The sequence below is a fragment of the Cycloclasticus pugetii PS-1 genome, from assembly GCF_000384415.1.
In the GTDB taxonomy this organism is placed as follows: Bacteria; Pseudomonadota; Gammaproteobacteria; order Methylococcales; family Cycloclasticaceae; genus Cycloclasticus; species Cycloclasticus pugetii.
In genome coordinates this window covers 1,089,533-1,115,788 of sequence record NZ_ARVU01000001.1, presented here as the reverse complement: position 1 = coordinate 1,115,788, position 26,256 = coordinate 1,089,533, and the positions used below count along the sequence as shown (strand labels likewise).

30 protein-coding genes are annotated in these 26,256 nt (G+C 39.8%); 3 read left to right on the top strand and 27 right to left on the bottom strand.

Features of this window, described 5'->3' with window-relative positions; all coding sequences use genetic code 11:
• Positions 1-5 precede the first annotated feature (5 nt).
• The 10 genes from recO to rpoE form a co-directional block, all read right to left on the bottom strand.
• Positions 6-701 carry a DNA repair protein RecO gene (gene recO / locus CYCPU_RS0105400; protein ID WP_020162130.1) on the bottom strand — a complete coding sequence of 232 codons (696 nt, stop codon included), beginning with the start codon at positions 699-701 and terminating at the stop codon, positions 6-8.
• Between the two features lie 43 nt (positions 702-744).
• Positions 745-1,647, bottom strand: a complete 903-nt coding sequence (gene era, locus CYCPU_RS0105395; RefSeq protein WP_015005887.1) for a GTPase Era — start codon at positions 1,645-1,647, stop codon at positions 745-747.
• The gene (rnc, locus tag CYCPU_RS0105390; RefSeq protein WP_016390732.1) at positions 1,644-2,321 is read right to left on the bottom strand and encodes a ribonuclease III; all 678 of its coding nucleotides are present in this window, start codon (positions 2,319-2,321) and stop codon (positions 1,644-1,646) included. The genes era and rnc overlap by 4 nt, the downstream gene beginning before the upstream one ends.
• A 15-nt stretch (positions 2,322-2,336) precedes the next feature.
• Positions 2,337-2,705, bottom strand: a complete 369-nt coding sequence (locus CYCPU_RS0105385; RefSeq protein WP_015005885.1) for a DUF4845 domain-containing protein — start codon at positions 2,703-2,705, stop codon at positions 2,337-2,339.
• Between the two features lie 26 nt (positions 2,706-2,731).
• Positions 2,732-3,505 (bottom strand): signal peptidase I, encoded by a 774-nt coding sequence (gene lepB / locus CYCPU_RS0105380; RefSeq protein ID WP_015005884.1) that lies wholly within the window; start codon positions 3,503-3,505, stop codon positions 2,732-2,734.
• A complete protein-coding gene (lepA, locus tag CYCPU_RS0105375; protein WP_026362606.1) occupies positions 3,505-5,307 on the bottom strand; it encodes a translation elongation factor 4 in 1,803 nt (600 codons plus the stop codon). The genes lepB and lepA overlap by 1 nt, the downstream gene beginning before the upstream one ends.
• Positions 5,308-5,432: 125 nt before the next feature.
• Positions 5,433-6,830, bottom strand: a complete 1,398-nt coding sequence (locus tag CYCPU_RS0105370; protein ID WP_015005882.1) for a DegQ family serine endoprotease — start codon at positions 6,828-6,830, stop codon at positions 5,433-5,435.
• Between the two features lie 41 nt (positions 6,831-6,871).
• A complete protein-coding gene (locus tag CYCPU_RS0105365; RefSeq protein WP_020162128.1) occupies positions 6,872-7,315 on the bottom strand; it encodes a SoxR reducing system RseC family protein in 444 nt (147 codons plus the stop codon).
• A 115-nt stretch (positions 7,316-7,430) separates the two neighbouring features.
• Complete coding sequence (locus tag CYCPU_RS0105360; protein ID WP_015005880.1) at positions 7,431-7,901, bottom strand: sigma-E factor negative regulatory protein; 471 nt, start codon at positions 7,899-7,901, stop codon at positions 7,431-7,433.
• A 24-nt stretch (positions 7,902-7,925) separates the two neighbouring features.
• Positions 7,926-8,495, bottom strand: coding sequence for an RNA polymerase sigma factor RpoE (rpoE, locus tag CYCPU_RS0105355; protein WP_016390734.1), 570 nt, complete (start codon positions 8,493-8,495; stop codon positions 7,926-7,928).
• Positions 8,496-8,667: 172 nt separating this feature from the next.
• Between rpoE and nadB the strand changes: the two genes are divergently transcribed.
• Positions 8,668-10,269 carry an L-aspartate oxidase gene (nadB, locus tag CYCPU_RS0105350; RefSeq protein WP_016390735.1) on the top strand — a complete coding sequence of 534 codons (1,602 nt, stop codon included), beginning with the start codon at positions 8,668-8,670 and terminating at the stop codon, positions 10,267-10,269.
• Here the strand turns inward: nadB and CYCPU_RS0105345 are convergent.
• From CYCPU_RS0105345 to CYCPU_RS11905, 7 genes are read right to left on the bottom strand one after another with little or no spacing between them, the layout of a single operon-like run.
• Complete coding sequence (locus tag CYCPU_RS0105345) at positions 10,259-10,705, bottom strand: protein YgfX (protein ID WP_232228590.1); 447 nt, start codon at positions 10,703-10,705, stop codon at positions 10,259-10,261. The two genes, nadB and CYCPU_RS0105345, sit on opposite strands and share 11 nt — an antisense overlap.
• Positions 10,680-10,916: an FAD assembly factor SdhE gene (locus tag CYCPU_RS0105340; RefSeq protein WP_015005876.1), complete on the bottom strand. Its 237-nt coding sequence runs from the start codon at positions 10,914-10,916 to the stop codon at positions 10,680-10,682. The genes CYCPU_RS0105345 and CYCPU_RS0105340 overlap by 26 nt, the downstream gene beginning before the upstream one ends.
• Positions 10,916-11,701, bottom strand: a complete 786-nt coding sequence (locus tag CYCPU_RS0105335; protein WP_015005875.1) for a succinate dehydrogenase iron-sulfur subunit — start codon at positions 11,699-11,701, stop codon at positions 10,916-10,918. Before CYCPU_RS0105335 ends, CYCPU_RS0105340 begins: the two co-directional genes overlap by 1 nt.
• A 20-nt stretch (positions 11,702-11,721) precedes the next feature.
• The gene (gene sdhA / locus CYCPU_RS0105330) at positions 11,722-13,515 is read right to left on the bottom strand and encodes a succinate dehydrogenase flavoprotein subunit (RefSeq protein ID WP_015005874.1); all 1,794 of its coding nucleotides are present in this window, start codon (positions 13,513-13,515) and stop codon (positions 11,722-11,724) included.
• A 6-nt stretch (positions 13,516-13,521) separates the two neighbouring features.
• Complete coding sequence (gene sdhD, locus CYCPU_RS0105325) at positions 13,522-13,902, bottom strand: succinate dehydrogenase, hydrophobic membrane anchor protein (RefSeq protein WP_015005873.1); 381 nt, start codon at positions 13,900-13,902, stop codon at positions 13,522-13,524.
• Between the two features lies 1 nt (position 13,903).
• Positions 13,904-14,299: a succinate dehydrogenase, cytochrome b556 subunit gene (sdhC, locus tag CYCPU_RS0105320; protein WP_020162126.1), complete on the bottom strand. Its 396-nt coding sequence runs from the start codon at positions 14,297-14,299 to the stop codon at positions 13,904-13,906.
• 30 nt (positions 14,300-14,329) lie between these two features.
• Positions 14,330-14,491 (bottom strand): DUF1674 domain-containing protein, encoded by a 162-nt coding sequence (locus CYCPU_RS11905; RefSeq protein WP_015005871.1) that lies wholly within the window; start codon positions 14,489-14,491, stop codon positions 14,330-14,332.
• Between the two features lie 136 nt (positions 14,492-14,627).
• Here CYCPU_RS11905 and ygfZ point away from each other — a divergent pair, with 136 nt between their 5' ends.
• Positions 14,628-15,509, top strand: a complete 882-nt coding sequence (gene ygfZ / locus CYCPU_RS0105310) for a CAF17-like 4Fe-4S cluster assembly/insertion protein YgfZ (protein WP_020162125.1) — start codon at positions 14,628-14,630, stop codon at positions 15,507-15,509.
• Positions 15,510-15,627: 118 nt separating this feature from the next.
• Here the strand turns inward: ygfZ and CYCPU_RS0105305 are convergent, their stop codons facing one another.
• A complete protein-coding gene (locus CYCPU_RS0105305; RefSeq protein WP_020932674.1) occupies positions 15,628-16,209 on the bottom strand; it encodes an SCO family protein in 582 nt (193 codons plus the stop codon).
• The gene (locus tag CYCPU_RS0105300) at positions 16,196-17,026 is read right to left on the bottom strand and encodes a cytochrome c oxidase assembly protein (protein WP_015005868.1); all 831 of its coding nucleotides are present in this window, start codon (positions 17,024-17,026) and stop codon (positions 16,196-16,198) included. Before CYCPU_RS0105300 ends, CYCPU_RS0105305 begins: the two co-directional genes overlap by 14 nt.
• Positions 17,027-17,223: 197 nt before the next feature.
• Here CYCPU_RS0105300 and CYCPU_RS0105295 point away from each other — a divergent pair, with 197 nt between their 5' ends.
• Positions 17,224-17,820 (top strand): Yip1 family protein, encoded by a 597-nt coding sequence (locus CYCPU_RS0105295; RefSeq protein WP_016390741.1) that lies wholly within the window; start codon positions 17,224-17,226, stop codon positions 17,818-17,820.
• A gap of 30 nt (positions 17,821-17,850) precedes the next feature.
• Here the strand turns inward: CYCPU_RS0105295 and lysS are convergent, their stop codons facing one another.
• From lysS to CYCPU_RS0105255, 8 genes are all read right to left on the bottom strand, one after another.
• The gene (gene lysS / locus CYCPU_RS0105290) at positions 17,851-19,359 is read right to left on the bottom strand and encodes a lysine--tRNA ligase (protein WP_015005866.1); all 1,509 of its coding nucleotides are present in this window, start codon (positions 19,357-19,359) and stop codon (positions 17,851-17,853) included.
• Positions 19,360-19,362: 3 nt separating this feature from the next.
• Positions 19,363-20,461, bottom strand: a protein-coding gene (prfB, locus tag CYCPU_RS0105285) for a peptide chain release factor 2 (protein ID WP_156815269.1) whose coding sequence is annotated in 2 segments (ribosomal slippage) — positions 19,363-20,385 and positions 20,387-20,461 — 1,098 coding nt in all. Because the reading frame shifts where the segments join, the coding sequence is not laid out codon by codon here.
• Between the two features lie 22 nt (positions 20,462-20,483).
• Positions 20,484-20,930, bottom strand: a complete 447-nt coding sequence (gene sufU / locus CYCPU_RS0105280) for a Fe-S cluster assembly sulfur transfer protein SufU (protein WP_015005864.1) — start codon at positions 20,928-20,930, stop codon at positions 20,484-20,486.
• Complete coding sequence (locus CYCPU_RS0105275) at positions 20,930-22,171, bottom strand: aminotransferase class V-fold PLP-dependent enzyme (protein WP_020162122.1); 1,242 nt, start codon at positions 22,169-22,171, stop codon at positions 20,930-20,932. Before CYCPU_RS0105275 ends, sufU begins: the two co-directional genes overlap by 1 nt.
• A complete protein-coding gene (gene sufD / locus CYCPU_RS0105270; protein ID WP_020162121.1) occupies positions 22,168-23,499 on the bottom strand; it encodes a Fe-S cluster assembly protein SufD in 1,332 nt (443 codons plus the stop codon). Before sufD ends, CYCPU_RS0105275 begins: the two co-directional genes overlap by 4 nt.
• Positions 23,500-23,501: 2 nt before the next feature.
• Positions 23,502-24,254, bottom strand: a complete 753-nt coding sequence (gene sufC, locus CYCPU_RS0105265; protein WP_015005861.1) for a Fe-S cluster assembly ATPase SufC — start codon at positions 24,252-24,254, stop codon at positions 23,502-23,504.
• A 27-nt stretch (positions 24,255-24,281) separates the two neighbouring features.
• Positions 24,282-25,730: a Fe-S cluster assembly protein SufB gene (gene sufB, locus CYCPU_RS0105260; RefSeq protein WP_015005860.1), complete on the bottom strand. Its 1,449-nt coding sequence runs from the start codon at positions 25,728-25,730 to the stop codon at positions 24,282-24,284.
• A complete protein-coding gene (locus CYCPU_RS0105255) occupies positions 25,731-26,201 on the bottom strand; it encodes an SUF system Fe-S cluster assembly regulator (protein ID WP_015005859.1) in 471 nt (156 codons plus the stop codon).
• Between the last annotated feature and the right edge of the window lie 55 nt (positions 26,202-26,256).

Below are 26,256 nucleotides of genomic sequence, written 5' to 3'. Positions count from 1 at the left end.
GAAAATTAAGCGAACAAATCGCGACTTTTAAGTATTTTACCATCCAACTGGTTATCGATTAACCGTCGCATAAGACGTTTTGCTTGCTTTAGCTCTGTTTTGCCTTGTAGGTTATTATTGTTAAGGTTAATTAGAGTACTACCAAGAACGGTATCAGGATGATTTTCATTATTAGTCAACCGAGGCCCCTGCCCTGGATGATAGATGTAATATTTACTAGGGTCTATCGGTCGTTGATATTCACTGTCATATTCCAGCATGAGCCCATAGCCGATTCCGTCAAATAACTTTTTTTCAAACTCTCTCAGGTGTACTTCCAGCGATAGGCCCTTTGACAGCAAAACAATAACGTCTCTATATGCATCAAATAAATAAGGGTGCGCATCGTGTTTATGAAGTAAACATAGAATTAATTCATTAACATAAAAGCCACAATACAAAGCAGCTCCTTTCAATTGAGGTATATTTTCAGGGTCCTCGATAGAGATAAGCGTTTTAAGATCACTCTTACCGATCCAAGACAGCGATAATGCTCGAAAGGCTTGCAACAAAGAACCGTATTTAGAATTATTTTTTTTTGAGCCTTTGGAAAGAATCGACAAAACACCATAATCGCGCGTAAACACTTGATGAATTGAACTGTTTTCCTTAAACCCCTGACTTTTTAAAATAAAGCCCGTCTGATGCTCCACTCTATTCATCGCATTTGTGTAAACGAATTAACGCTGTTCCTTATATAGTCAGTTATTCGATACCCCGATACCCTAAACTGATCAATTCTCGTTCATTGTCCGACCAGTTTTTCTTAACCTTTACCCATAAATTCAAATAAACCTTTGATTCGAGCATTTTCTCAATATCCAGACGGGCCTGCGTACCAACCTCTTTAAGCCCTACGCCTTTATCGCCTATGACTATATTCTTTTGCCCATCCCTTTCCACCCAAATAACAGCATGAATACGGGTTATTTTTTCTTCCACTTTGTATTGATCAATACTAATGCTTAATGAATGAGGAATTTCTTGCCCTAGACGACGTATAAGCTTTTCTCGAATAATTTCTGTTGCCATAAATCGTTCAGAGCTATCGGTTACTTGATCTTCCGGAAACATCAACTCACCCTCAGGAAGTAACGTTAGAAGCAACTGTTCAAACTCACCTAATTGTTTACCTGTTAAAGCAGAAATAGGGATAATCGACTGAAAATCGTGTTCGAGGCTAATTTTCTGAATAAATGGCAATAAGCTTTCTTTGTCAGCAACCTTATCAATTTTATTAATCGCTAAAACGACAGGTGCTCCTTCGTTTTTTAACTTCTCAAGAATAGAGATATCAATAGCATCCCATTGCATATCATCTTTAACCCAAACAATCACATCAACCCCCATTAGGCTGGTGTCTGCGGTTTTGTTTAAGTATTTATTTAACGCCCTTTTACCACCTAAATGCATACCTGGCGTATCAACATACACAACTTGCGATGCTTCCGTTGTTTTAATGCCTAATATCCGATGACGCGTCGTTTGTGGTCGTCTAGAAGTAATGCTGATCTTTTGCCCTAATATATTATTTAAAAGGGTTGATTTACCTGCATTTGGTGCACCTATAAGGGCAACAAAACCACTTTTGAATGATTTTTTTGTCATGATAATAAACCCTCTAAAATTTTTGATGCAGCCTTTTGCTCGGCTTTTTTCCGAGAGCTAGCTGTTGCGCATACCACTTCTTCCACACCGTCAACCTGGCACTCAACTTTAAATTGCTGATTATGATCCAGTCCTGTGGTTGAGATTACATTATAGCGAGGTACCGCTATACCACGCGCTTGTAGATATTCTTGTAATTGAGTTTTTGGATCTTTTGAAGCGGTATCTAAACTTAATGAATCTAATTGTGTTTTGAATATCGTCAACACCCAAGATCTCGTTTCGTTGAGCCCTTTATCTTTATACATGGCACCTATTAATGCTTCAACAGCATCAGAAAGAATCGAAGCTCGGTGTTTACCACCACTTTTCATCTCGCCCGGCCCCAGTACCAATTCATCGCTTAACTGCAGCATTTTAGCAATATTTGCTAACGATTCTCCATTAACCAAATGCGCACGAAGCCGACTCATCACGCCTTCATCAGCCGCAGGAAATTTCTCATAGATTGCATCGGCAATAATAAACCCTAAAATAGCATCGCCTAAAAACTCTAAACGCTCATTATTATTTTTACTAATACTTCGATGCGTTAATGCCTGTTCGAGTAAAGCATGATCATCAAATATTGTATTTATTTTTTTTTGCAGCCTGCTAGCATCAAAGCTCAACATATCATCTAATTTACTTTAAATAGGTACTTCAAACTCATCACTAAATGAGAGGATTAAATCAACATTGCCGATATAGTCTTTACGAACCTCATAGTCAACTTTCATCGTAATGTCGCTAAGAGAACGGTTGATTTTGGCGTTTTTGGCGTTAATACTGTTCACCTGATTCATATCCAGTTTTTTCTGAAACAAGCCCCTTATCTGCCCAACACTCATTTTACTTAAGTCTTGATCCATCTCGATCGCTTCCATTGCCTTTTTAACAGCAAGGTGTTCCATATAAACAGGGAATACCTTCAAAACACTTAATGTAATAATGCCTATTAAGCCGAAAACTAAAATTAACCCGACAAGAGTAAACCCTTTTTGCTTTGATGAATTCATACCATATTTCCTTTTTATAATTAATCCTACTGTATTATTGAACCTAATCTTGACCAATCGACACCTTTATTATCAGCATCCCAGTTCATCCAAATCATAAACGCTTTACCGACTATATTTTCTTCAGGGACCGTACCCCAGTATCGACTATCATTACTGTTATCACGGTTATCTCCCATCATGAAGTAATGTCCATCAGGCACTATTATTTCACCTTCAACTGACGGACGTTGTTGCATAATAAGTATCTCGTGTTCTTTCGCTTGTAGTTGCTCATGCTGCAATAAGGCACCTGTCATATTCTCCCCTTGGCCAACACCTTTGTACAGACCTAAGGGTTTTTGTATTATTTTCTCACCATTAATAAAAATATGTTTATCGAAATAGCCGACTTTATCACCAGGTAAGGCAATCACGCGTTTAATGTAATCTAATGAGGGGTTTTGGGGGTAACGAAAAACCATAATGTCACCTCGTTCTGGCTTTCCGATATCAATTATTTTTGTATCAACAACAGGCAACCGTATGCCGTAGGAAAACTTGTTAACCAAAATAAAGTCACCTATTAGTAATGTTGGCATCATCGAGCTGGAGGGGATTCTAAATGGCTCTACAATAAACGAGCGCAAAACCAAAACGAATAAAAGCACTGGGAAAAATGATTTTGAATACTCAACAATCAGTGGCTCTTTACGGGCGGTTTGGCTTTTTTTCAACCGTTTTATAAGCCAATAAATAGCGGCAATAAACCCAGTTATAAAGGTGGCGAGTGTTAGTGCGGCAGAAAAGTCAAAATGCATTAGTCACTTCCTAGTTTAAGCACCGCAAGAAAGGCATCTTGTGGAATATCAACATTACCAACTTGTTTCATACGTTTTTTCCCGGCTTTTTGCTTTTCTAATAGTTTACGTTTACGAGAAACATCACCACCATAGCATTTAGCCGTCACATTTTTTCTAAGTGCTTTGACTGAGGAGCGTGCAATAATTTTCGCACCAATAGCGGCTTGAATGGCAATTTCAAACATCTGCCTTGGAATAAGGTCTTTCATTTTTTCAACCAACTCGCGGCCACGCCCTTGGCTAATATCTCGATGTACAATTAGGGATAAGGCATCGACCCTGTCGCCATTAATAAGCACGTCCAATTTTACTAAGGGCTCAGCTTGAAAACGTCTAAACTCATATTCAAACGATGCATATCCGCGACTAACAGATTTTAAACGATCAAAAAAGTCTAATACCACTTCACTCATAGGTATCTCATAGCTTAATGACACTTGTTTGCCCATGTATTGCATTTTTGTTTGTACGCCACGTTTATCAATACATAACGTAATCACATTTCCTAAATACTCTTGAGGAACCAGTATATGGGCTTCAATTATCGGCTCACGAATTTCAGCAATTGTTGAAATATCAGGCAGCTTTGCTGGGTTATCTACCTCAATAATATCGCCGTTATGTAATAGCACTTCATAAACAACCGTTGGTGCGGTAGTTATTAGGTCCAAGTCATATTCACGTTCAAGACGTTCTTGAATGATTTCCATATGCAGCATACCTAAGAAACCACAGCGAAACCCAAAACCCAGTGCATCAGACGTTTCTGGTTCATAATTTAAAGAGGCATCATTAAGCTTTAATTTATTTAATGCTTCTCGAAGGTTCTCATAATCATTAGAACTTGAAGGGAACAAGCCGGCAAACACACGTGCTTGAACCTTTTTAAAACCCGGCAATGAGTTTTCCGCAGGCTGGCTCGAAAAGGTGATCGTGTCACCAACTGGAGCCCCATAAATATCTTTAATGCCAGCAACCATAAACCCCACATCACCAGGGTACAGTGCATCAAGCACCTCCCTTTTGGGCGTAAAAACACCAACTTGATCGACTAAATGAATATTATTTGAAGACATCATTTTGATTTTCTGTTTCTTTTTTATCGTGCCATTAACAACACGAATCAAAGAGACAACACCCAGGTAATTATCAAACCAAGAATCAATAATTAACGCTTGTAAAGGGGCATCAGGATCCCCCTTAGGCGCAGGCACATTCTTTACAATATCTTCTAAAACCAATTCAACACCCAATCCAGTTTTAGCACTAATTTGAGGCGCATCAATTGCTTCAATACCTATAATTTCTTCTACTTCTTCTGCAACACGTTCAGGCTCTGCAGAGGGTAAATCTATCTTATTTAGTACCGGTAGAACTTCTAGCCCTAAATCAATAGCGGTATAACAATTCGCTACACTTTGCGCCTCAACTCCTTGCGCGGCATCAACCACCAATAAAGCTCCTTCACAGGCTGCTAAAGAACGTGATACTTCATATGAAAAGTCTACATGACCAGGTGTATCAATAAAATTCAATCGATAGGTTATTCCATCGTTTGCTTTGTAATGCAAGGTAACACTTTGCGCTTTAATGGTAATACCACGTTCACGTTCAATATCCATTGAATCAAGGACTTGCTCCTCCATTTCACGTTCACTCAAACCTCCACATATATGGATTAAGCGATCTGCAAGAGTAGATTTCCCATGATCAATATGGGCAATGATAGAAAAATTTCTTGTTAAGCTAATATCAGGCACGTTTTTACTCGTCAATCGGGGTCATAGACCGTAAATGTAGGCTAAATCGTATATAAATCATCCGATTCACATAGTTAAAAACGCCTCAAAAGAGGCGTTTAATTTTATAGCGTGTATTGTACCTATTATTTTTTCAATGCGAGGAAAATTGGGTTCCCTTGTCGATTTATTAACACAGAAATAAACTTTCCTTCTTTTATTTTAGAAGCCAACTTTTTCATGTGCTGGGTATTTTTAACTGACTGGCCATCAAGTTGCATAATAATATCACCGGCACGAATACCCGCATTTGATGCATTCCCATTATCAACAGAGGCAACAAGAACACCGTATTGCTTAATTCCTAGCTCATCACGCATCTGTTTTGTTAAGTTTTTTATAGACATGCCAAGAATACTATTACCCTTTGACTCAATTACATCGGTAGCTGATGCTTGTTCATCTTCTGGTAAATTTTCTAGCGTGACCGTAAGCACTTTAGTTTTCTTATTGCGAATAACGGTTACTCGAGCCTTATTTTTGATATTAGCGGCACCTACTAAAGGAGGTAAAGAGGATGAGCGACTTATACTTTCACCGTTAAAACTTATGATAACGTCGCCGACTTGAATGCCTGCTTTTTCTGCTGGGCTATCAGGAACAATTTGAGCCACTAAGGCACCTTGAGGTTTATCCATCTCAAAGGATTCTGCTAGTTCACGAGTAACATCCTGAATACGAACACCTAGCCAGCCGCGAATAACATGACCAGATTCCTTCAATTGGTTACTTACATTTAGCGCAACATCAATCGGAATTGCAAATGATAAACCCATAAAGCCACCAGAGCGACTATAAATTTGTGAGTTGATACCAACCACTTCGCCCTCTAGATTAAATAAGGGGCCACCAGAATTGCCGGGGTTAATCGCGACATCCGTTTGAATAAAAGGCACGTAATTCTCTTTAGGTAAACTTCGACCCTTAGCACTAACAATTCCCGCCGTCACTGAGCTATCAAAACCAAAGGGTGAGCCTATCGCAAATACCCACTCCCCTACTTTAAGTGATTTAGATGAACCTAATTTCACAACAGGGAGGTCTTTAGCATCTACTTTTAGTAACGCAACGTCGGTACGCTCATCACTACCAATCAATTCGGCTTTAAGCTCTCTACGGTCCTGAAGCCTAACGAAAATCTCATCTGCATTTTTAACAACATGGTGATTGGTTAACAAAAACCCATCATTTGAAATAATAAACCCTGACCCTAATGAACGAGACTCGCGTTGGCGTGGCCTTTGCCCTTGGCCACCAAAAAAATGTTTTAACAAATCACTATAAGGCTGGTTTTCTGGAAACTCGAAACCTTCAGGCAAGACACTGTGCTGTTGCGCTTTTTGCGTTGTGCTGATATTTACAACGGCTTTATTATTTTTCTCTACTAGGTCCGTGAAGTCAGGCAAACCATTAGCTACAGCATTCGTAAACAACCCCGATAACATAACTATAAAAAAAATACTTCGGCTCAAACGTGTATACATAAGTTTTCCTTTTTATAACGATTCAAAATAAATGGGGAGCATTAAATTTTTTTCAAGATTACTGGGTTAATTTTCTGTACTTCAAAAAAGCTCTCAATTAATTTTTTAATAAATTGATAGCAACCAGCAAAACCAATAAGTGCTAGAACGATAGTTAATAATTCATTATTTAAATTGAATTGTTCGGTTAGGTATTGGCCTACTATTGCAAAGAGAAATAGCGCACATAAGGGTACAAAATATATTAAACCGGTTAATCCCAAAAACACTTTTTCGCTAATACCAATAACAACTTCATCACCCTCTTTTAGTGGTAACGTTGATTGCATTTTAAGTTGAATTTTTTTGGACCCAAAAAATTTTGATAACGTTGAAGTCGAGCAGGAAGACGCTTCTTTGCAACTTTGGCATGAAGAGCTTTGAGTGGTTTCAACACTAACCCATGAATGGTCTACCGATTGTACGACGGCTATTTCTTCAATCACATCTATTTCCACTTGGTTATATTAGTTTTAAGTGCTTTTACTAAAAATACTGAAACCTGTTATTAAACAGCAAATTATTCACCACGTTATTCCGATAAACCGGAGAGTTAATCAATTACCGTCCAAAGGTAACTAACTGAGGACGTAATGTATTTTCATTAACTATTAACTCATCATCAACGGGCTCTTCTAGGGCTAAATGTTCTTCCTTTTGAGGGTCAAGTGATGCAATAGATTGTTGTTGTGGGGACACGGAGGGCACATTATTTATATTAAAAACAATGACTGCGAAAATGGCCACTGAGGCCGCTATGGCTGCCGTTATATATGTTTTGCTGTCTGATTTATTACGTTGGGGGGCTAAAACTGTTGGCTCCGCAACAATTGCCGCCTGAACTTGCTTTAAAAATGATTGTTGATGAACATCTGGTTCTTCACTTAATACTTCTCTAATAAGTGCATAACGATCTAAGGTTTGATTGAGCTCGTGATCACTTTGTATTTCGGCTAATAACTCTTTCATCTCATAATTACTTAATTCATTATCAAGCAGCGATGAGAGTTGTTGTTTATGCGTGTCATTCATTTTTTTTCCTAATCAATAACCTAATTAGAGCAATGGTTTTAGTATTTTATCCACGGCTTCACGAGCCCTAAATATGCGTGACCTAACTGTACCAACCGGACACTTCATCTTTTGTGCAATTTCTTCATAACTCATTCCATCTAGTTCTCGGTAGCTGATCGCATTTCTCAATTCGTCTGGCAGGTCGTTAATGGCCTGTTGAATAGTGTTTCTAATCTCTTCACTAAGTAACAGGTGTTCAGGCGTGTCGCCTTCTTTAAGTTGAAAAGCGCCTTCAAAATTTTCTGCATCATTGACATCCACCGTATGATCAGAAGATTTTCGTGCTCTAGAAACAAGGTGATTTTTAGCTGTGTTAACGGCAATACGATATAACCATGTATAAAAAGCACTATCTCCCCTAAAATTCGGCAAGGCTTTATACGTTTTAATAAATGCTTCTTGCGCCACATCCTGAGCCTCACTTGCATCACTAATATACCTGCTCACCAATTGAATAATACGCTGCTGATATTTAATAACTAATCTATCAAACGCCTTCTTATCACCCTCTTTAACAAGCGCGATTAATTGCTGATCATCTTGGTCAGACATACCTGCTCACATAAACTTGTACAGATAACTCTAACGCTTGCCCTAAAGACAGTCGTATTAAGAAGGAGTTCAATTGTTTAGAAGAAAAAAGCAATTTATTAATTATTCCGTGTAAAGTAACAAAGTTTTTCCATTATGACCCTTAAGAGTAAGTCTAATCAAATAAATTAATATGCCTGATCATTCACTTTCTTATGACGTTATCATTATAGGTAGCGGTGCCGCTGGTCTAGGACTTGCCCTTTCATTACCTGACCACCTTCAAGTTGCTATTCTTTCAAAACTAAATATGTCTGAAGGCAGTACTTATTATGCCCAAGGTGGCATCTCAGCCGTTTTAGACAGCGCTGACTCATTAGAATCTCACCGCCTAGATACCATGCGTGCTGGTGCTGGCTTATGCCATGACGATGTTGTTGAATTAGTGGTATCAAACGGTAAAAGCAGTATTGATTGGCTCATGAAGAATAATGTCGCGTTTTCCACTCATAAGAGCACGCAATCAAACAGTCAATTGCACCTTACTAAAGAAGGTGGTCATTCCTATAGGCGTGTTGTTCACGCAGATGATTCAACGGGTAAAGCGGTGCAACTTGCACTAAACGAACAAGTGCTTAATAAGCCGAATATTAAGATTTTTGAACACCATAATGTTATTGATTTAGTCACAGAAACAGACACCCTAAGCGGTAAAAAAAGGGTCATCGGTTGTTATGTACTGGACGCTAAAAAAGATATCGTATTTAGCATGAAAGCACCTTGCATTACGCTCGCAACAGGCGGAGCGAGCAAGGTTTATTTGTATACCAGCAACCCCGATGTTTCAACTGGCGACGGCATTGCTATGGCATGGCGCGCTGGTTGTAGAGTCGCTAACATGGAATTTATGCAATTTCATCCGACTTGTTTATTTCACCCAGAAGCCAAGTCTTTTTTAATCAGCGAAGCGGTTAGAGGAGAAGGTGGACTTTTATTATTGCCAGACGGCACACGTTTTATGCCAAATTTTGACAAACGTGCAGAACTCGCCCCTCGTGATATTGTTGCCCGTGCGATTGATCATGAAATGAAGCGTTTAGGGGTTTCTTCTTTGTTCTTAGACATTAGCCATCGTACCGCTAAGTTTACAAAATCACATTTCCCCATGCTCCACGAGAGGTGCCTTGATTTCGGTTTTGATATGACCAAAGAACCGTTACCTGTTGTTCCTGCGGCGCATTACACTTGTGGCGGCGTAATGACTGACAAAAACGGACTAACCGACATTACCGGTTTATATGCTATTGGAGAGACTGCTTTCACTGGGTTACATGGTGCTAATAGAATGGCCAGCAACTCTATTCTTGAATGTTTAGTTTTCGCCAAACAGGCCAGTGTTGATATCACTCGTTTCTTAAAAAACACCAAAAAACAGCCCAACATCCCAGCCTGGGACGATTCAAAAGTCATTAATTCAGATGAAGCCATTGTCGTTTCACATAACTGGGCTGAATTGCGCCAGTTCATGTGGGATTACGTGGGTATTGTTCGAACAACCAAACGGTTACAGCGAGCTAAAAATCGTATTGAGCTATTAAAACGAGAGATACAAGAGTATTACGGTAAATTTCATGTAACCAGTGACTTTCTCGAATTAAGGAATCTCGTTACCGCCGCAGAACTTATTATCGATAGTGCGCTTCTACGTAAGGAAAGCCGTGGCTTACATTACACACGAGATTATCCTAACCTAGATGATAAGCACTTTAAAAAAGATACAATCCTTAAACCTTAGGGTTTAGCAGCTGGTTTTTATATACCCTTAACGCAACACGCAGTTTTCTATTCTCCTCGTTAGTCATAGAGTCACTGCTTAATGCCAAATATAAGGTCTTGGTGTCTGACTGGAAATGTAGAAAAATAAGCGGACCTAAGAGTCTTGTGGTTTCTTTAAGACGATACACATGAGGTTTAACATGATTTCTCTCTATCAGCCAATCAGCATTTTCCTTACAGCGTATTTTTTTGACTTGAGCAACATTTAAAGCACCAATGTGAACGGTATGGGAAATCATCAATATGACAAATACGCTCAACATAACTTGGGCTGGAAAAGCCAAGGCATTTAACCAACAAGCCATCAGTGAGAATATAAAGACGCTATAAGCAAACCACCTAATTCTATTCGATGGTTGTATGTTTATTTCAAAGGTCGGTACAAATTTTTTCAACGATACGGGCTACGTTTTGATCCTTTGGAATATCACCATAGAGCATGAAACCTAATATTTCAGGGTCTTCAATTTCTAGTAGTTTATTAAATGCCTCTTTTTCAGCTGCTGAGAGCGCATCATAAGAGGTATCTACAAAACGAGTAAAAAGAACATCAAGCTCCTTCACGCCACGTCGGCAGCGCCAAAGGAGCTTTGATTTATCAGACATTAAGCAATCTTTCGTTCAACTAATAGTTTTTTAATCTCAGCGATGGCTTTTGCTGGATTCAAACCTTTCGGACAGGTTTCAGTACAATTCATAATGGTATGGCAACGATACAATTTGAAAGGATCTTCAAGCTCGTCCAAACGCTCACCTGCATTTTCATCACGCGAATCAGCTAACCAACGATAAGCTTGCAGCAAGATAGCTGGACCTAGGTAGCGATCACCATTCCACCAGTAACTTGGGCATGATGTTGAACAGCATGCACAAAGAATACATTCATATAAACCATCAAGTTGTGCGCGGTCTTCTTTTGACTGTAGCCGCTCTTTATCAGGTGGAGGTGGTGTTGTTGATTGAATCCAAGGTTTGATAGAGGCGTATTGAGCATAGAAGTGCGTTAGGTCAGGCACAATGTCTTTTACAACGGGCATATGCGGTAAGGGGTAAATCTTAATAGGCCCATCAATATCACCAATATCTTTGGTACAGGCCAAGGTGTTTCTACCATTAATATTCATCGAACAAGAGCCACAAATTCCTTCACGGCAAGAACGGCGAAAAGTTAATGTTGAATCAACCTCATCTTTAATTTTGATAATGGCATCCAATACCATTGGGCCACAAGTATCTAGGTCAAGAAAGTATTTATCAACGCGTGGGTTTTCACCGCTATCTGGGTCCCAACGATAAATTTCAACTGCTTGAATATTGGTAGCACCTTCAGGTGCAGGGTAAGTTTTACCCTCTTGTACTACAGAGTTTTTTGGAAGTGTAAATTCAGCCATTTATTTATCCTCGTTAAATCTTAGTAGACACGCTTTTTAGGCGGAACAACATCCACATCATCCGACAATGTATACATATGTACAGGGCGGAACTTAATACTGACCTTATTTTGATCGTCAAACCACATAATTGAATGCTTATGCCATTTATCATCATCACGATCTGGGAAATCCTCACGTGCATGACCACCACGGCTTTCTTCTCTATTTAAAGCACCTTCAATCGTTACCGCTGCTTGAGACAATAAGTTATCAAGTTCCAGTGTTTCTATTAAATCAGTGTTCCAAATTAGTGAACGATCAGAGATCGACACGTCTTTAAATGATTCTTGAACTTCTCTAAGTTTTTCAACACCTTCTTGCATAGACTCACCTGTTCTAAACACAGCCGCATGCTTTTGCATGGTTCTTTGCATATCTAGGCGAACTTCTGAGGTTCTTTTAGAACCATTTGCATTTCTAAACTTATCTAGGCGAGTTAATGCTTTATCGCAGGCAGTTTTTGCCAAGTCTGGATGATCCGTACCAGGTTTAACCACTTCAGCAGCTCTAATAGCTGCAGAACGGCCAAACACTACTAAATCTAATAGTGAATTTGACCCTAATCTATTCGCACCATGAACAGACACACAAGCAGCCTCACCAATAGCCATCAACCCTTCTACAACTTTATCTGGGTTATCACCATCAAGAGTAACAACTTCACCTTTATAATTGGTTGGAATACCACCCATGTTGTAATGCACGGTTGGTAGAACAGGAATAGGTTCCTTGCTGACATCTACACCTGCAAATATTTTTGCACTTTCGGCAATACCCGGTAAACGTTCTTCAATAACTTCAGGACCTAAGTGTTCCAGATGAAGGTTAATATGATCCCCATCTGGACCAACGCCACGCCCTTCATTAATTTCAATCGTCATGGAGCGACTCACTACATCGCGAGAGGCCAAATCTTTAGCGTTCGGCGCATAACGCTCCATAAAGCGCTCACCCTTAGAATTAGTTAAATAGCCACCTTCACCACGCACACCTTCAGTAATCAAACAACCTGAGCCGTATATACCTGTGGGATGGAATTGAACAAATTCCATATCTTGTAGAGGCAAGCCAGCTCTTAACGCCATAGCATTACCATCACCAGTGCAGGTGTGCGCAGAGGTGCAAGAGAAGTATGAACGCCCGTACCCACCGGTTGCCATGACAGCCATGTGTGAACGGAACAGATGAAGCGTACCGTCGTCCATTTTAAGTGCTAATACACCACGACATACACCGTCGTCATCCATAATTAAATCAAGCGCAAAGTACTCAATGAAGAACTCTGCATCATGTTTTAAAGATTGTTGATATAGCGTATGAAGGATTGCATGACCTGTTCGGTCAGCCGCTGCACAAGTACGTTGTGCAGTCCCTTCACCATAATTAGTGGTCATCCCACCGAAAGGACGCTGATAGATTTTGCCTTCTTCTGTACGAGAAAATGGCACACCATAATGTTCAAGCTCAACAATTGCAGGAATCGCTTCACGACACATATACTCAATAGCATCTTGGTCACCCAACCAATCAGACCCTTTGACGGTGTCATACATATGCCAGCGCCAATCATCTTTACCCATATTACCTAACGCTGCACTAATACCACCTTGCGCAGCAACAGTATGACTACGCGTAGGAAAAACTTTAGTAATACACGCTGTTTTTAAGCCTTTTTGCGCCATCCCAAAGGTTGCACGTAAACCAGCACCGCCAGCACCGACCACCACAACATCGTACTTGTGTTCGGTTATTTTATAATCTTCAATACTCATACAGCTCTAGCCTCCCACAGCAATGCGTACCACAGCAATAATGCTTGCAGCGGCCAATAAAAATAATAATAAGTTAGTCCCCATAATGGCGGCAATTCGTACAGCCTTAGCACCAATATAGTCCTCGTAAATAACTTGCATACCCAATGCGGCATGATAGAAAGCAGCAACAACTAAACTAACAATCAAAGCAGCAGACCAAGGCGTGCCAATACAGTCTACAACGGTTGTGTAATCAGCCATGCTGAGTACAGCCACTTTAAACGCAAACCAAATTGTTAATGGAATAAGGGCAACGGCCGTTACACGTTGAGCCCACCAGTGGTGTAAACCGTCTTTTGCTGAACCTAGGCCTTTAGCCTGGCCAAGTGGTGATCTTAAACTCATGTTATGCTCCCGCTCCAGATGAAAAGGCAACAATCCAAACAACAATTGTTAAGAAAGCAGATACCCCTAAGACAATATAAGACGTTTTTTCAACGTCAGCTTTTTCAAAACAATAACCAGCATCCCAAACCAAGTGCCTAATGCCGTTTGATAAATGAAAAAACAAAGCAAATGTCCAACCAAACAAAACCAATCGCCCTATAAAACTCCCCATAAACTGTTGTGCAGAGATAAACGATTCTTCACCGCCGGCTAACGCCATTAACCACCAAACTAGAACAAGAGTCCCAAGCGTTAAAAAAGCCCCTGTACCGCGATGAACGATTGAAAGCAATGCTGATAATGGCAACCTGTAAACATCTAGGTGCGGTGATAGTGGTCTGTTATTACTACTCATGTAAACCCTCTTGATGATGTAAAAAATATATTAAAAATCAATGCATCTTCCGTTCTTTTCCCAATCCCCGTAGCGAGTTGGTTCTGGACCAGAACGACCATTGATTTCTTTTGTTAATTCCGGTGTAGGCTTATTGTCTTTTTCAGCATTATTTTTTTTTAATTGCTCTGCTGGTTCCAGTTCTTTGCGCATTAAAACACCTCAATTCAGAAGCTCGTTAGATTAAAACATCAGTCATTTATATTCAAGGATATACTGACGGTTTTTGTGCCGCAACATAATTTTTTAACGTTACAATATGTCTCTCATGAATTGTAAGTCTAAGCATATGAATACAACTACCCTATATGACCTTTCAAGTAGTAAGAAAATTATTGCTTTTTCAGGAGAGGATGCAGCTCATTTTTTACAAGGCCAAACAACTTGTGACGTATTGACTTTAAAAAACTCTGACGCTGTTTTTGGAGCCGTATGTAACCCAAAAGGCAGAGTAATTACATTATTTCACCTAATAAAACACGACGAAACCTATTACATGGTTTTATCTAGTGATATGGCCTCAATTATTATCAAACGTATGAAAATGTTTGTATTTCGATCAAAGGTTGAGATTACTGACGCATCAAATGACTACAAAGTATTTGGCATAAACCAGCCTCTCCCTCCAGCAATGAGCAGCTTATTAGCGCCTTTAAAAAGCATTAAATATCAATCTGATAGCGAGCTTTCCTTATTAATCGTTGCAACCCAACAATACACGACTGCTAAGACAGACCCATCAATAGCATTACAGAGCAACGAGACAGATTGGCAGCTACTATTGATTAATGAATGCATTCCAGAAATAACAACAGAGACAAGCGAGTTATTTATCCCACAAATGTTAAATATGGACCTTTTGAATGGAATTAATTTTCAAAAAGGCTGTTATACGGGGCAGGAAGTTGTCGCTAGAATGCATTATAAAGGCACCGTTAAAAGGCGGTTGGTTCAATTTCACACAGAAAAAGATCGCGCCGCAGGTGAAAGCATCCATTGTCCTGACGACCCTAACAGTGTTGGGACTATATTAAATTCACTTAATATAGGTGGTGAAACCAACACCGGACTAGTCGTCCTTAAAACATCGTTTATTAATGATGAAGCACTGCAGTTAGATGATAAAAGTGAGCTAACTCTACATAAACCAACTTACGGCTTAGGGGAATAAAGTTTGCAATAATGTAGTGCGTAACGATAAGAGGCTATATTTACAAGCTGCTTTTTATCAACCCTGATACCAGACGATCAAAATCAGCCAGAGCATCGTGACTAAAAAACTCGTTAATTTATAAATTAACGAGTTTTTTCACATCATATATCATGTCTTCTGTCGTTGATGACTGAGTTGCTAATAACTTTGCCTCACCCTTTGAATCAAAAACAAAAACCGCTCCACTGTGCGAAACCTCGTAATTGCCTTGGGCATCAGAATCACCATAACCAAACGTCACACGGTATTTTTTTGTCATTTCTTTAACCGCTGATTCATCGCCACGAAGCCCAATAAACGCTGGGCCAAAAATATCCGTATATTTTTTAAGTTTTTCTACCGTGTCTCGCTTAGGGTCAACCGAGACAAATAAAACTTTCATCGAAGAACCCTCAGGGTCAACGTCGGCTAACACCTGTGATAGTTGGTGCATGGTCGTTGGACAGATTCCTGGACAATTGGTAAAACCAAAAAATAACGCTACTGTGTAACCATGGTAATCACTTGCTGTCACCACCTTATTATCTTCATCAATAAGTTCAAAACTAAGGTCTGGTATTAAACCACTGACATTGGTTAAACGTGTCGGCTCGTCTTCAGCACATGCTGATAATGTGATAAGGATAGCTATAGCGGCAATGGACTTAATTTTTTTCATAATTTTCATTTTTTTGATAATTCAAACGGCGACGTAATACTAAAACAAGCCCTAAAACACTCATCATGCTAGCTGGAATCCACGTAATAATACCACCATAAATTTGATCAGCTATAGGGCTAATGGGCCATGCACGGCCACACACATCATATACATCATAAATAACATCGGTACTAAAGGTTAAATAAGCCCCTAATAATTGTTGAGGAACAACAACGACGAACATCATGATGATACGCGTTTTAAACCCCTTCCCTTCCCCACGCCATTCGGGGCCTAATACCAACCACCAAAATAAAAAGCCATCAAGAAGCATCGACCAGTTCATTACATAATACAACTTCTTACTGAGCATCGCTATAAAGTGAATGTCGGGTATTAGCCACAAATAAATTAAACCAACAAACAAAATAGGGGCTAACACAGGGTGTTGAATAAGGTGGTATAGACGCTCACAAGGCCACCTAATAAGTGTTGGCACAGACGACCAGCACGGCCAGTAATTCGGCAAGCCTTTACGCACAATTTCCACAGCACCCAGAACCATTAACATGGGTGCTAAATGATGCAAAACTAAATGCTGGAAACGATGCACCCAAAACATATACTGAGACAGGTAATCAATGTAGGTATGAGAAACAATATATATTGAGAACAAACCAATATAAAAACTGACTGCCTGCCAATACGTTTTAGCCGTTCTATCCACCCTCTTAATCGCCATAAAACCACGCGTATATAACCAAAAGAGCAATAAGAATGACACCATTAAGACAGGTGAAAACTCCCATGGTTTAAGGAAATCAAGTAAATGCATTGAAATGAATATTGTAAAAAAGCAAGATTATAACAAAGGTGTTACCCGGTACTGCATTAGCTTCTTAAATATTCATTGCACAACAATTAAATTAATAATGATCTAGATCAAGAAAGTATTAATATTTAGAGATAGATACTTAGATTAGTTCATACTTATTACTGAGATATCAGCCAATAATTTAAAAAGGAATTCAAATGATACTTAAACACCTTACCGGTAAATTCATACGATCAGATAAAGAATGGATTAAGATCCGTGATAGAAAAATCAGTATTGCTGAGTGCTTTTATAAATATATCCTTTTATTGACAGCAATCCCGGCAGTATCTGCTTTCATTGGTGCTGCAGTAATTGGCTGGGATATTGGCGACAGAAATTTTAGATTCACTTATCAAAGTACCATTCCACTAGCCGTCGCTTTCTATTTGGCTTGTATAATTGGCACCGCGATTATAGGTAAAGCAATCCATTGGATGGCAGCAACATATGGGGCAAGTAAAGATCTATCGACCTGTATGTTATTAAGCATTACGATACTTTCACCTTTCTTCCTGAGTGGTATTTTTGCCAGCGCACCCATCCCTTGGCTTATTTTTATTATGGGGCTTATCGCCATTGCTTATGCCGTTTATCTTTTATACACCGGCATTCCCATTGTAATGGGAATTAATCAAGAAAGAGGTTTTCTATTTGCCAGTGCTGTCCTTACTATCGGTTTAGTAACCATCGTTGGAATTTTAGTTGCGACAGTTAGTCTTTGGGCAATGGGCCTAGCACCAATCCATGCCTAAGAAATACACCTTAGAAATCGAGTAAAACGGTTAGTTTTCTAATTTCATATGAGGGAATAAAATTACATCCCTGATTGAAGCCGAATCAGTTAAAAACATAACCAAACGGTCTATACCAATTCCTTCACCTGCGGTTGGGGGCATACCCACTTCTAGTGCACGAATGTAATCTGCGTCGTAATGCATAGCCTCATCATCACCTGCTTCCTTATCTTCTACTTGCTGTTTAAAACGTTCAGCTTGGTCTTCTGAATCATTAAGCTCTGAAAAGCCATTAGCTACTTCACGCCCGCCAACAAAAAACTCGAACCGATCGGTTACAAACGGGTCTTTGTCGCTTCTACGGGCAAGCGGTGACACTTCTGTTGGGTACTCAGTAATAAACGTTGGTTCATGAAGCTTCTCTTCAACCGTTTTTTCAAATATCTCAATTTGAATTTTCCCTAGTCCATAACTGTCTTCAACTGGAATTTTTAAGCGTTTAGTCACTTCTAATGCAGCTTCTTTTGTTGCCAAGTTTTCCCGAGTTATATCGTTGTTATAATGCAAAATAGACTCAATAACCGACATACGCCTAAAAGGCTTACCTAAGTCATAATCCTCACCTTGATAATGAACGATATTTGTTCCAAGAACACGTTCAGTCAGTGAACGAAGCATATCTTCAGTTAAATCCATCATATCTTTGTAATCTGAAAACGCCTGATAAAACTCAAGCATTGTAAACTCAGGATTATGACGTGTTGAAAGTCCCTCATTTCTAAAGCTACGATTAATCTCAAAAACTCGTTCAAAACCACCAACGACTAAGCGTTTTAGATACAATTCAGGGGCAATACGTAAAAACAACTCCATATCCAAGGCATTGTGATGCGTTGCAAATGGTTTAGCCGTTGCACCACCTGGAATGACATGCATCATTGGGGTTTCAACTTCCATAAAGTTATGATCAACGAGGTATTGACGAATATAGCTAACCACTTTACTACGTGTTTGAAATACCTTTCGTGACTCTTCGTTCATAATCAAGTCAACATACCGCTGGCGATAACGTTGTTCTTGATCTGTGAGCCCATGAAATTTTTCAGGTAAGGGCTGTAAAGACTTTGTTAGCAATCTAATTGATGCAACGCGAACTGATAACTCACCCGTTTTGGTTTTAAATAAAACGCCTTCAACCGCTAGAATGTCACCGATATCCCAACTTTTAAATGTTTGATAATGCCCTTCAGGCAGGCTGTCTCGTTGAACGAATAGTTGCATACGCCCAGTCATATCTTGTATGTGAGCAAAGCTCGCTTTACCCATAACGCGTTTACCCATTAAGCGGCCAGCTAAAGAAACGTTAACTGCTTTAGTTTCTAATGTTTCTTTATCAAATTGATCATAGTCGGCTTGTAAGCTTTCAGCATAGTGTTGGCGCTTAAAATCATTAGGGTAAGCATTGCCTGATTTTTTTATCTCAGCGAGTTTTTCACGACGAACCGCAATTAATTTATTCTCATCGTGCTCTGGGTTATTGTTCTTTTGTTCACTCATCACTTAAATTCCACTTTTTAGACTGGCTTCAATAAATTGGTCTAACGACCCATCGAGGACTGCTTGTGTATTGCCAGTTTCGACACCTGTACGTAAATCTTTAATTCTTGATTGGTCTAATACATAAGACCTAATCTGGTTTCCCCAGCCAATATCTGATTTGCTTTCTTCTTGCTCTTGTTGATCAGCCATTTTCTTTTGCATTTCTAGCTCATACAGCTTAGCTTTTAATTGCTTCATTGCTGTGGCTTTATTTTTATGCTGCGATCGATCATTTTGACATTGAACAACCGTATTGGTCGGTTCATGTGTAATGCGCACAGCAGACTCTGTTTTGTTAACATGCTGCCCACCTGCCCCACTGGCCCTATACACATCAATTCTCAAATCAGCTGGATTGATATCAATATCAATATCATCATCAATTTCTGGTGATACAAAAACAGCAGCAAAAGATGTATGACGACGGTTACCTGAATCAAATGGTGATTTCCGCACTAATCGATGCACACCAATTTCAGTTTTTAACCAACCGAATACATAATCTCCTTGAATAGACACTGTTGCACTTTTAATACCGGCCACATCACCAGCTGAAATCTCGATGATATCTGTCTTAAAATCATGTTGCTCCGCCCACCGCAGGTACATACGCAAAATCATTTCAGCCCAATCTTGGGCCTCTGTGCCACCTGAGCCTGCTTGAATATCTAAGAAAGCATTATTTGCATCCATCTCACCTGCAAACATGCGTTGAAATTCAAGTGCCGCTACTTTTTTTTCAAAAGATAATAAGTCTTCTTCTATTGTCGCGACTGTCTCATCATCATCTTCGTCAACAGCCATTTCCAACAGGTCACTTGCATCTGCTAACGCGCTAGTTAATTCATTAATAGTATTGACAACAAGTTCTAGTTGGCCACGTTCCTTACCCAATGTTTGTGCTCGATCAGGATCATTCCATACGTCAGGGTCTTCTAATTCGCGTAAAACCTCGGTTAAACGCTCGTCTTTTGTTTCGAAGTCAAAGGTACCCCCTAAGCGATAAAGTACGCTCTTTTAGGTCACTAATCTTATTAATGATTGGGTTAAGCTCACGCATGGCTAAAAGTTACTAAAGGTGGTTATTCGGTTGTTACCGGTTCTTCTGACCCTTGTAACAAAGCATCTAACGTATGCCATGGTAATGTTGCACATTTAACACGTGCAGGATATTCACAGACACCTGCTAATACGGCTAGTTTTCCAAGCTCGTCCATTTCAACATGCTCACCCGTTGCCATTTTATGGAACAATGAAAATAGGTGTTGAGCTTCTTCTTCGGTCTGCCCTTTAACGATATCTGTCATCAATGATGCGGAGGCTGTTGAAATTGCGCAACCTTGACCCTGAAAGCTAGCATCACTAATTTTACCGTCTGAAAATTTTATAAAAAGCGTTAATCGGTCTCCACATAATGGATTAAAGCCGTCTATTTGACGATCTGCATCGTCCATCGCGCGGAAATTTCTTGGGTTTCTATTATGATCAAAAATAACTTCTTGATATAGATCTCTTAAATCATCCAACATTAGCCAAACATCTCTATTAAGTTTTCAATTCCAGCCATCAAAGCATCGACTTCTTGATGCGTATTATACATTGCAAATGAAGCTCTCGCAGTGGCAGGCACTCCAAAAAAATCCATCACAGGCATTGCACAATGATGCCCTGCTCTAACTGCAATACCTTGATGATCCATCATCGTACCAATATCATGCGGGTGGATACCGTCTAAAACGAACGACATAATCGCTCCTTTTTCTTTAGCCGTACCAATAACTCTTAATTTATCAATGCGTTTAGCTTGTGCTACAGCATAGTTTAATAATGCATTTTCATGCGCCGCTATCTCATCAACCCCAATGCTGTTTACATAGTCTATTGCTGCGCCTAAACCAATCGTTCCAGCAATGTTTGGTGTTCCCGCTTCAAACTTATACGGTACTTTGTTATAGACCGTCTTATCAAATGTAACAACACTGATCATGTCACCACCACCTTGATAAGGCGCCATTTGTTCAAGTTGCTCCATTTTTCCATACAGAGCACCAATACCGGTTGGTGCGTACAATTTATGCCCAGAAAACACATAAAATTCACAATCAAGCGCCTGCACATCAACTGAAATATGAGGAATTGCTTGAGCGCCATCCACAAGAACAGGAACATCATGCTGATGAAGCTGGTCGATTAGTTGCTTAATTGGGTTAATTGTTCCCAACGCATTGGACATGTGCGATATAGCCGCAAACTTAGTTTTGTTGCTTATCAATGCTTCAAACTCTTCCAGCATCAGCTCACCATGCTCATTAATTGGTGCCACCTTTAAGCTAGCCCCTGTTTTTTTGCATAACATCTGCCAAGGAACAATATTGGAATGGTGCTCCATCGCGGTGATCAATATTTCATCGCCTTGTTTAATTGTTTCTGCTAAGCCATTGGCGACTAAGTTAATAGCTTCTGTCGCCCCACGGGTGAAAACAATTTCTTTTTCTGATGCTGCATTCAAAAACTGTTGAACAGTTTTACGCGCATTCTCATACGATAAAGTAGCCCGCTCACTTAATGTATGAACACCTCGATGGATATTAGCATTATCGTTTTCATAATAGTTAACGATACTATCTATCACCTGCTTAGGTTTTTGGCTTGTCGCTGCATTATCAAGGTATACCAATGGTTTACCCCGAACTTGCTGATCTAAGACAGGAAAGTCCTGACGGATTTTATCAACATCATACGCGGCTAAATTTTCTACTGATTGATTCATAACCACTCTTTTTTCATACCGGCCTGTGGGAAGCGTTTAAGCAAGTTAGCTAACAAGGCCATTCTTAATGGTTCAAAACTAACTCGCTCAATCATTTCGTTGGCAAACGCGAAGGTCAACATATTTTTTGCAGTCTGGTTGTCAACGCCCCTAGACTGCAAATAGAAAACAGCTGCATCATCAAGCTGACCAACCGTTACACCATGAGCACATTTAACGTCATCAGCATAAATTTCCAATTGTGGCTTGGTGTCAACTTCGGCACGATCGGATAACAATAAATTTCTGTTATTCATTGCTGCATCAGTTTTTTGAGCATCTTGCGCAACAATAATACGCCCTTGGAAAACACCCGTTGAATGGTCGCCTAAAATTCCTTTATAGAACTCATTACTAACAGCGTGCGGCTGTGCATGATTTAAGCGCGTATGTTGATCCATATGCTGACGATCTTGTCCAACATATAAACCATCCATAGTACAGTCAGAGGCTTCTCCTAGGGTTGCATGAGCCTCCGTGCGCGAGATACTTGCACCAAAAGTGTAACTGTTCTGATTAAATATTGCATTTTTCTCAAGCCGTGAATAAACACCACCAATATGATAGGCGCTTGTAGATTCAGATTGTAAACGGTGGTGTGATAAGTTTGCATTCGGCTCAACAACCACTTCGCTGATAACGTTTGTAAGATAACAGCTGTCATCAACTGCATGATAGGTTTCAATGATTTGTGCTTTTGATGATGCTTGAGCAAGTATTAAGTTTCTTGTATTACTCAGTGTTAATGCGCCTTGTTTTGATGAGATAAACGCTACCTGAATCGGTTTATCGACCACCGTGTTTTCCTCAATACAAATCAACGCACCATCAGAAAAAAGAGCGGTATTAAAATTAATGAACCCTAACGCTGGTGTTTCTACTACAGAATCCAATAATGACTTAATAAGCGCTTCGTTATCGACTAGGCCATCACTCAAAGCGGAAACAATCACACCATTCGGTATATCCTTAAGCGAAGAAAGCTCAGCTTGATAAAAGCCGTCAACAAACACGATGTGATGGCAGTCATCTAACAAGACACTATCGACAAATGCAGAATCGACCTGTCCAGCGACATCAGGCAGTGTAAATTGATTCTTTTCTATCGGCGTAATATTCGTATATCGCCACTCTTCTTCACGAAACGTTGGAAAACCACTAGCAGAAAATTGCTCTGCCGCTTGTTTACGTAGATTAGCTAACCAATCAAACCCTTCACCAAGAAGCTGTTTTTTTTGATCTAGCACTAAGCCAGTGTAATGAGTATTTGGTAAATGCGTAACAGACATAATTAACTCGCTAATTTTTCGTCAACCCAAGCATAGCCTTGTTTTTCAAGTTCTAATGCTAGTTCTGGACCACCTGACTTAACGACTTGTCCATGAGCTAATACATGAACGTAATCAGGTTTAATATAATCTAGCAAACGCTGGTAATGAGTCACTAAAACAAATGAACGTTCAGGGTTACGTAGACGGTTAACGCCTTTAGCAACGACTTGAAGCGCATCAATATCTAAACCAGAATCTGTTTCATCTAACAAACATAATGAGGGCTCTAATACTGACATTTGAAGAATTTCATTACGCTTTTTCTCACCACCAGAGAACCCTTCATTAACGGCGCGGTATAGAAACTTTTCATCCATATCGAGCTCTTTCATTTTTCCCTTTACCATGGAAATAAAATCCATCGCATCAAGCTCTGGTAAGCCGTTAAATTTACGCACACCATTAAGTGCAGCCTTTAGGAAATAAATATTGCTCACGCCTGGGACTTCTACCGGGTATTGAAAAGCCAGAAATACGCCTGCCCAAGCACGCTCTTCTACACTCATTTCAAACAAGTCTTTACCGTTAAATAATACACGGCCTTCGGTTATTTCATAGCCTTCTCGACCAGAGAGCACGTATGACAAGGTACTTTTACCAGAGCCATTTGGACCCATAATCGCATGTACTTCACCAGCGCCAATTTCTAAATTAATACCTTTAAGAATTTCTTTTCCTTCTACACTGACGTGTAAATTTTCAACCTTTAACATATCTTTATTCCTTAACTATTTTATTTATTAACCAACACTGCCTTCAAGACTAATGCCAAGTAGGGCCTGCGCTTCAACCGCAAACTCCATCGGTAATTCTTTAAACACTTCTTTACAAAATCCGTTCACAATCATCGAGACAGCATCTTCGGCAGAAATGCCTCGTTGCATGCAATAAAATAATTGGTCTTCACTGATCTTAGAGGTCGACGCCTCATGTTCGATGGTCGCAGTAGGGTTTTTTGTTTCTATATACGGAAAGGTGTGCGCGCCACATTGGTCACCCATTAACAACGAGTCACATTGTGTATAGTTTCGAGCATTTTCAGCACCTCGACCTACTTTAACAAGACCGCGATACGTATTTTGCCCATGCCCCGCCGAAATACCTTTTGAGATAATTGTACTACTCGTATTCTTTCCTTGGTGGATCATTTTTGTGCCGGTATCTGCTTGTTGGTAATTATTTGTCAACGCAACTGAATAAAACTCGCCAACAGAATTATCACCCTTCAAGATAACACTGGGGTATTTCCACGTAATCGCGGAACCTGTTTCAACTTGTGTCCAAGACACTTTGGCATTGTCTTCACGACAATCAGCGCGTTTTGTTACAAAATTATAAATACCACCAAGGCCGTTCTCATCACCCGGATACCAATTTTGAACAGTTGAATATTTAATTTCAGCATCTTTCAAAACCACCAATTCAACCACTGCTGCGTGCAATTGGTTTTCATCTCGCATAGGCGCTGTACAACCTTCTAGGTAACTGACATGGCTACCTTCATCTGCGACAATTAAGGTTCGCTCAAACTGTCCGGTATTAGCCGCATTAATTCTAAAGTAAGTAGACAGTTCCATTGGACAGCGAACGCCCTTAGGAATGTATACAAATGAGCCATCACTAAACACCGCAGCATTCAACGCTGCATAAAAATTATCATACTGTGAAACCACAGTGCCTAAGTACTGTTTAATCAACTCTGGGTGGTCTTTAACTGCTTCTGAGAATGAACAAAATATAACACCCGCTTCAGCTAGTTTATCTTTAAACGTGGTCGCGACAGAAACACTATCGAACACAGCATCAACGGCCACACCGGCAAGACGCATTTGCTCTTCCAGTGGAATTCCTAATTTGTTATAGGTACTGATAAGTTCAGGGTCCACCTCATCTAAACTCTTAGGCCCATCTTCCATACTTTTTGGCGCTGAGTAATAGCTGATATCCTGAAAATCTATTTTAGGAAATTCAACAAACGCCCACTCGGGGTGCTCCATTGTTAGCCAATGCCGATATGCTTCTAATCGCCATTCCAGCAAAAACTCAGGCTCTTCTTTTTTTGCTGACAAGGCTCTGATAACATCTTCATTTAGGCCTGGCGGAAAAGAATCTGATTCAATATCCGTCACAAAACCATCTTTGTACGCTTGACCTATCCTATCTTTTAAATTTTCATTAGATGCTGACATCTAGCTCTCCACTTTTAAATCACTTGTTTTGACCATTTCTGGCACACTAAAATTAACTGTTTGCTGCCTAACCGGGGTAATCATATCTGCCAGACTAACCGCCTCAATAGCGGTATAGACGGCTCTGTTTATTAAATGCCAATTACCCTTAACTTCGCACGAGGCTTCCTGTTCACATAGACCTGAAATCGTACTGCATTCAGTCATACTAATTGGGCCTTCTATCGCGGTAATTATGTCAGCCACGTTTGTTTCACTGGGGGAGTTTACTAATGCGTAACCACCTTTAGATCCACGGTGAGAGACTAAAATGTTATTTTTTGTTAACAATTTAAGAATCTTACTCACGGTGGGTAACGCAACACCTGTTGCATTGGTTAAGTCAGAAGCAGCATGAAGCGCATCTGGATGATGAGCAATATGCGTCAAAATAACGCTCGCGTAATCTGTAAGTTTACTGACTCTTAACATAATAACCTCATATATAGGACTATTTTAGTACTATATAGGTTCAATGTACACCTAA

Bases quoted from the DNA above. Each gene is read 5' to 3' on its own strand.
- recO (WP_020162130.1), bottom strand. From the start codon at position 701: ATGAATAGAGTGGAGCATCAGACGGGCTTTATTTTAAAAAGTCAGGGG.
- era (WP_015005887.1), bottom strand. From the start codon at position 1,647: ATGACAAAAAAATCATTCAAAAGTGGTTTTGTTGCCCTTATAGGTGCA.
- rnc (WP_016390732.1), bottom strand. From the start codon at position 2,321: ATGTTGAGCTTTGATGCTAGCAGGCTGCAAAAAAAAATAAATACAATA.
- CYCPU_RS0105385 (WP_015005885.1), bottom strand. From the start codon at position 2,705: ATGAATTCATCAAAGCAAAAAGGGTTTACTCTTGTCGGGTTAATTTTA.
- lepB (WP_015005884.1), bottom strand. From the start codon at position 3,505: ATGCATTTTGACTTTTCTGCCGCACTAACACTCGCCACCTTTATAACT.
- CYCPU_RS0105370 (WP_015005882.1), bottom strand. From the start codon at position 6,830: ATGTATACACGTTTGAGCCGAAGTATTTTTTTTATAGTTATGTTATCG.
- CYCPU_RS0105360 (WP_015005880.1), bottom strand. From the start codon at position 7,901: ATGAATGACACGCATAAACAACAACTCTCATCGCTGCTTGATAATGAA.
- rpoE (WP_016390734.1), bottom strand. From the start codon at position 8,495: ATGTCTGACCAAGATGATCAGCAATTAATCGCGCTTGTTAAAGAGGGT.
- nadB (WP_016390735.1), top strand. From the start codon at position 8,668: ATGCCTGATCATTCACTTTCTTATGACGTTATCATTATAGGTAGCGGT.
- CYCPU_RS0105340 (WP_015005876.1), bottom strand. From the start codon at position 10,916: ATGTCTGATAAATCAAAGCTCCTTTGGCGCTGCCGACGTGGCGTGAAG.
- CYCPU_RS0105335 (WP_015005875.1), bottom strand. From the start codon at position 11,701: ATGGCTGAATTTACACTTCCAAAAAACTCTGTAGTACAAGAGGGTAAA.
- sdhA (WP_015005874.1), bottom strand. From the start codon at position 13,515: ATGAGTATTGAAGATTATAAAATAACCGAACACAAGTACGATGTTGTG.
- sdhD (WP_015005873.1), bottom strand. From the start codon at position 13,902: ATGAGTTTAAGATCACCACTTGGCCAGGCTAAAGGCCTAGGTTCAGCA.
- sdhC (WP_020162126.1), bottom strand. From the start codon at position 14,299: ATGAGTAGTAATAACAGACCACTATCACCGCACCTAGATGTTTACAGG.
- CYCPU_RS11905 (WP_015005871.1), bottom strand. From the start codon at position 14,491: ATGCGCAAAGAACTGGAACCAGCAGAGCAATTAAAAAAAAATAATGCT.
- ygfZ (WP_020162125.1), top strand. From the start codon at position 14,628: ATGAATACAACTACCCTATATGACCTTTCAAGTAGTAAGAAAATTATT.
- CYCPU_RS0105305 (WP_020932674.1), bottom strand. From the start codon at position 16,209: ATGAAAAAAATTAAGTCCATTGCCGCTATAGCTATCCTTATCACATTA.
- CYCPU_RS0105300 (WP_015005868.1), bottom strand. From the start codon at position 17,026: ATGCATTTACTTGATTTCCTTAAACCATGGGAGTTTTCACCTGTCTTA.
- CYCPU_RS0105295 (WP_016390741.1), top strand. From the start codon at position 17,224: ATGATACTTAAACACCTTACCGGTAAATTCATACGATCAGATAAAGAA.
- lysS (WP_015005866.1), bottom strand. From the start codon at position 19,359: ATGAGTGAACAAAAGAACAATAACCCAGAGCACGATGAGAATAAATTA.
- sufU (WP_015005864.1), bottom strand. From the start codon at position 20,930: ATGTTGGATGATTTAAGAGATCTATATCAAGAAGTTATTTTTGATCAT.
- CYCPU_RS0105275 (WP_020162122.1), bottom strand. From the start codon at position 22,171: ATGAATCAATCAGTAGAAAATTTAGCCGCGTATGATGTTGATAAAATC.
- sufD (WP_020162121.1), bottom strand. From the start codon at position 23,499: ATGTCTGTTACGCATTTACCAAATACTCATTACACTGGCTTAGTGCTA.
- sufC (WP_015005861.1), bottom strand. From the start codon at position 24,254: ATGTTAAAGGTTGAAAATTTACACGTCAGTGTAGAAGGAAAAGAAATT.
- sufB (WP_015005860.1), bottom strand. From the start codon at position 25,730: ATGTCAGCATCTAATGAAAATTTAAAAGATAGGATAGGTCAAGCGTAC.
- CYCPU_RS0105255 (WP_015005859.1), bottom strand. From the start codon at position 26,201: ATGTTAAGAGTCAGTAAACTTACAGATTACGCGAGCGTTATTTTGACG.